The organism is Protofrankia sp. Cj3 (genome assembly GCF_917627355.1).
In the GTDB taxonomy this organism is placed as follows: domain Bacteria; phylum Actinomycetota; class Actinomycetes; order Frankiales; family Frankiaceae; genus Protofrankia.
The window spans coordinates 12,632-17,904 of sequence record NZ_CAKJTR010000109.1 but is presented as its reverse complement, the minus strand read 5'-3'; the positions used below and the strand labels follow the sequence as shown (position 1 = coordinate 17,904).

Genomic DNA, 5,273 nt, shown 5'->3' with positions numbered 1-5,273 from the left:
AAAAGTCTCTTGCTCTACCTATTGAGCTAACGGCCCGCAGTCCCTGATCGTACCTGCCGGAGTGGTCTGCCACGATGCCGGGGGCAACGGTTGGCTGACCTGGCGGCCGTCGGACTCGGAGAGAGGCTGACCGGTGCGTCTCGATGACACTGTGGTATCGGCAAAGTCCATCGCGTCAGCCACCGCTCAACAATGATCAAACAATAGGTCGACGCTGCATCCGCCCACCGGTTCCAGGGCAGTCTCCAGCGGTCAGTGCACCGGCCGCCTCGCAGCGGGACCCCAAGCAGGGGGTTCGAATCGGGCTGTTGGGGCAGGCCAGAAACCCGCCCAATCATGATCAAGCTTGCCGAGCCCCTGCTCTCAGCACAGCGCGGACAGCGCGCCGGCCCCCTGAGTCCAAGCAGCCTCAAGAGCAAAGACGTTCGCTACCGCCGCACCTACCAGGATCTGCTCTTCCACTCCGAAGACACAGACCGCGGCTGACCACTCTCCACGGGCACATCCGGGGCCACCTATCTAGATCTTGGTTGTATCCGCCCTGGGGTAGCTGGCGGAGCTTCAGCAGGATTCTGGGGCGGTATGGACGATCCGATAACCCATCGTCCGGTTTCGATGGCAATGGGTCAGCAACACAAGGACCTCTGGCCTACGATGCCGCTTGCGAGGGCCTCGACGATGTCCCACACGATGCCCTCAGCCTGGCGGCGCGTGCGTCCCGGCAGCGTCGACAGTCGACAGCGGAAGTCGGTCGACGACGTCGTAGGCCGGCCCCTGCCCGGTGCGTCGTGGAGAGTCGGCACAGCACCGCCAGCCCGCCCCACCACTACAGGCGCCTGCCGGAGACGCATCGCGCGCGCCGAGCCAAGCAGATCGCTCGGCCCGCCCTCCACCGGTTGTCAAGCTCTCCGACGGAGGCGGCCCCGCATAGGCACGGATCATCCGCATTCGTCAGGTTTTCGGCTGGAATCCATAGGATCCAACGGAGCTCAACAATAACGGGCAGCCCCCATCAACGTAGGTCAAGAGGCTCGGCGAGGACGGCGTCCGCCGCGGGGCGGGTGAGGTCACCAGTCGCGACGAGACGGTCGAGGACGTGGCGTTGGCGGGCTCGCGCGGCCTCGGGGTGCCGGTAGGGGTCGTAGGCGCTCGGGGCCTGCACCAATCCGGCCAGCATCGACGCCTGCGTCCAGGTCAGCACGGCGGGATCATGATCAAAATAACCCCAGGCCGCGTCGGTGACGCCATAATAGCCGTGCCCGAAATAGACCGTGTCCAGGTACATCCGCAAAATGTCGGTTTTGCTGTACCGGACGTCGAGCTTCACCGCCAGAGCCACCTGCTCGACGCGGTCGGTGAAGCCGCGTCGCCCACCCGTATAAAGAATCTTGGCCAGCTGCTGCTCGAGGGTCGCGCCCCCCACGTCGCCGTTCATGGCGAGGGAAGCCACGGTGGCACGCACGGCGCCGGTCGGGTCCACGCCGTGATGGGAAAAGAACCGGGTGTCCTCGGTTGCGAGAAGCGCCCGCACGACCCGATCGGGTAGCGGCCCAGCCAGCGGTGCCGCACCGTCGGCCGCGGCCAGCGCCTGTACACGCTGTCGCGCGTCAGCCGTGGATGGGGTCACGGCAAGAAGCAGCCCGAAACCGCCGGCCGCGACCAAGAGCATGACCAGGAGCACAGACAGCACGGCGATAGCGGCCCGGCGGGCACCTCGCCGTCCCCGCCCGGTGTGACGGCGATCCGGCGTGGCGCCAGGGCCTGGGGGAAGAGAGCCGCCCAGATCATTGGGCATCCGGCCAACGGGAAAAATCGTCGCGCCGCCCATTATCGCAGCCAGTTCGTCACGGTACTCACCCTGCCGTCGTGGTCTCCCAATGTTGTTGGACCTCAGCCCAGGCCGAGCATCTCCTGGGCGGGTTACCCATCGCCACACGACGGACCGTGCCACGCCAGCGGGCCGCGGCCCAGCCAGCCCCGCCCGGCTGTTATCCGCGCTATGCCCCGTCCTGCCGGGATGTCGAGAGAGTCCTCGCCGCACGCGGCCTCGTCATCGGCACCTTTTCTATCGCGCTTTCCAGCAGCCTTTGGCCACCACCCCGAAGACACCCCGAAGAGACCCCGAACGCAAGCGCCAACCCGTCGGGAGCAGGCACGGAAGCGGTCACATATGTGTCAGTTTTTCAAGATCTTTAATCCGCACTCACCACTCGCCGATCATCGACGGCGATCGTCCCGCGGATGAAAATGATCTCCCCAACCTGACGAAATCCCACCAGGAAACGATGGTGTGGCCACATGTGGTGGTTTACAATTCTCACCGGGTGATGGTAGCCCTGACACAAGAGCACATCAGCTGCCACGAGCCACGAACAGCCCCTCCTTGACGAAGACGAACAACAATGAAGATCCTTTCAGGATACCCTGCCAAGTGACAGCGCCCAGCGCCGGCATCACGAGGAGGAACGGTCATGGTAAACCTGTTTCGACCGGTACCAGACTGGTTCTCGTTCGAAAACCAGGGTGGCGGCATCGCCGTCGGAAGCCTGGCGAACGATGGCACGCAGGACATGGTTGTGTTGATGGTCGACAACCCAGCCGGACAGAATCAGGGCCTCTATCGTGTGGGGAAGACGCTCGACGACGCCGGTCGGATCACCGGCGGCTGGACACCGTGGATCACCATCCCGGACTGGTTCTCCTGGGAGAACCAAGGCGGAAATATCGCCTTGGCCGACCTGGATGGCAGCGGCCGGCAGGATCTTGTCGTCGCGATGGTCGACAACCCCATCGGGCAAAATCAGGGCCTGTTCCGGATCGGCCGCAATCTCGACGCATCGGGCAACGTCACTGGCGGCTGGACACCGTGGATCACCATCCCGGACTGGTTCTCCTGGGAGAACCAAGGCATCGCGGTCGCGGTGACACCGCCGAACGACCAAGGCAACCGCGACCTGATCGTGCTTACGATCGACAATCCTCCCCAAGGCAACCGCGCGATCTACCGCATCGGCAAAAACGTCGATATCAATGGCAATGTCACGGGGTGGTCACCATGGATCGATGTGCCGGGCTGGTTCTCCTGGGAAAACCAGGGTTGCGGTATCGCGGTTGTCGACTTGGATGAGGATGGGAACCAGGATCTGATCATCTTCAATATCGACAGCCCCATCGGACAGAACCAGGCATTCTACCGCGTTGGCAAGAATCTTGGTAATGACGGGATCTCGGCCGACGACTGGGGGCCATGGCTGGGGGTGCCGAACTGGTTCTCCTTCGAAAACCAGGGCGGCGGCATCGCGGTCGCCAAGACGAACAACAAACACCGCCTCTTTGCGTTTATGGTTGACAACAGTCCGCAGCAGAACGCCGGCCTGTACGAGATCATCGATCTTGATCATGACCCAGAAAGGGAAGGATCATGGGAGGTTCTCGACTTCCATTCCGGTGTCCTCGCCGTACACGCCGCATTGCTCCCGAAGGGCAAGGTGCTGTTTTTCGCCGGCTCGGGAAGCAGCGCGACCCGCTTCAACAGCCCGATATTCGGCGACGAGAGCAAGGGGATCTTCACCAGCGTCGTGTGGAGTCCGCCGCATAATACCTTCTCCCACCCACCGACGCTGCGCACCGCGAACCACAAACCATTCGACTTCTTCTGTGGTGGCGACGCGTTCCTTCCGGACGGCCGGCTCCTCTCCGCCGGCGGCACAATCGGCTACAATCCGTTCCGCGGCCGGAAGGACTCCGCAATCTTCGACTTCACCACCGAGAAATGGTCCGTTGCCGGCAATATGGCACAGGGACGCTGGTATCCAACACTGATCACTCTGGGGGACGGAAAAATCCTCGCGGCGAGCGGCCTGGGCGACAACGGCGGTGATCTGCCGAAGACCTCTCTTGAGATCTACTCCGCCGCGACAGATACTTGGCACATCCGACACTTCGCCGGCGGTTTTCCCGGGCTGCCCTTATACGCCCATCTGTTCTTACTCGCCAGCGGCAAGATCTTTTTCTCCGGTGGCCGGATGGACGACCCGCTGCAAGTGGATCCCTGCATCATAGATCTCACGCACGATCCGGTGACCACCAAGCAGGTCCAGGACCTGCTCGCCCCTGACATGCGCAATCAGTCAGCCAGCGTCATCCTTCCGCCGGCCCAGGACCAACGAATAATGATCATCGGTGGCGGTCCGGTGGGTAAGCCAGATAAGACCGACGCCACCGACGCGGTGTCCATTGTCGACCTGAAGGCGGCCGACCCCATCTACCATGCCGGCGCTCCCATAGGACTTCCCCGTCTGCATCTGAACACCGTCCTGCTGCCTGACCGTACGGTTTTTGTCAGTGGTGGTTCGCTGAAGCAGGAGGATGAGCCGTTAGCCCGGCTGCAGGGCGAGATCTACGACCCGACTACCAACACCTGGAGCCTGATGGCCGCAGCCACCGTGCAACGTCTCTATCACTCGACGGCGCTGCTGCTACCCGACGGTCGCGTCGTCGCGGCCGGCGGCAACCCCGAAGGCGGGCAGCAGATCAACTGGGAGCCTCCGGATCCGGAGGAGGAGATGCGTATCGAGGTCTTCAGCCCTCCCTACCTGTTCAAGGGACCTCGACCGGTCATCGGTACGGCGCAGGAGGAATGGAGCTACGGCCAAACCGTAACGATTACGACAGCACAGGCGAACACGATTCGGTGGGCTTCGCTGATCAAAAATTGTGTCACAACTCATTCATTTGACAGCGGCCAACGCCTCGTTGACCTCCAGATCGTTTCCCGAGAAAATGATTCACTCGACGTCACGATTACTGCTAATCCCAACATCGCGCCGCCCGGCTGGTACATGCTGTTCATAGTCGATCAACAAGGAGTCCCCTCGATCGCGACGTGGATCCACCTGACGTGAGCTGTCCGCTCTCGGCTCGCTTCGATCGATGCGGCCCCCTGCCTCCGACTACCCGGCACGCTGGCCGCGGCGCCTGCGGGATAGCTTCCTCGAGCGAGGAGGAAACATCCTCGTCGAGGAGTCAAGGGTCCTCACATAGAACATCACGATGTCCGCAAAGTGACACGCCAGGATGTTTCCGCGAGGCCGCCGCCGGCAAGACACTGCTTACCGCGTCAGGGCAGAGGGCGGGGATTGTACCATGAGAATCCGACTGGTCGACGCGACCCCAGCGCTACAGGCAAACGCACAGGTCACCGCCCATATCGGGATTCTGGAGCCCACTGGACTCACCTCTATTCGGGCGCCGGTGAGCATTGCCCGAACCTC

The 5,273-nt window shown here is 62.7% G+C and carries 2 protein-coding genes; one reads left to right on the top strand and one right to left on the bottom strand.

Translation table 11 applies throughout. The annotated features are described in order from the left end of the window. Window positions 1–1,012: 1,012 nt before the first annotated feature. On the bottom strand, window positions 1,013–1,690 hold the full coding sequence (locus MJ783_RS15190) for a biosynthetic peptidoglycan transglycosylase (RefSeq protein ID WP_239311093.1): 678 nt from the start codon (window positions 1,688–1,690) through the stop codon (window positions 1,013–1,015). Between the two features lie 781 nt (window positions 1,691–2,471). On the opposite strand from MJ783_RS15190, the gene MJ783_RS15185 reads away from it, so the two are divergent. Beyond that, window positions 2,472–4,904 carry a galactose oxidase early set domain-containing protein gene (locus MJ783_RS15185; protein WP_239311092.1) on the top strand — a complete coding sequence of 811 codons (2,433 nt, stop codon included), beginning with the start codon at window positions 2,472–2,474 and terminating at the stop codon, window positions 4,902–4,904. Window positions 4,905–5,273: the final 369 nt, after the last annotated feature.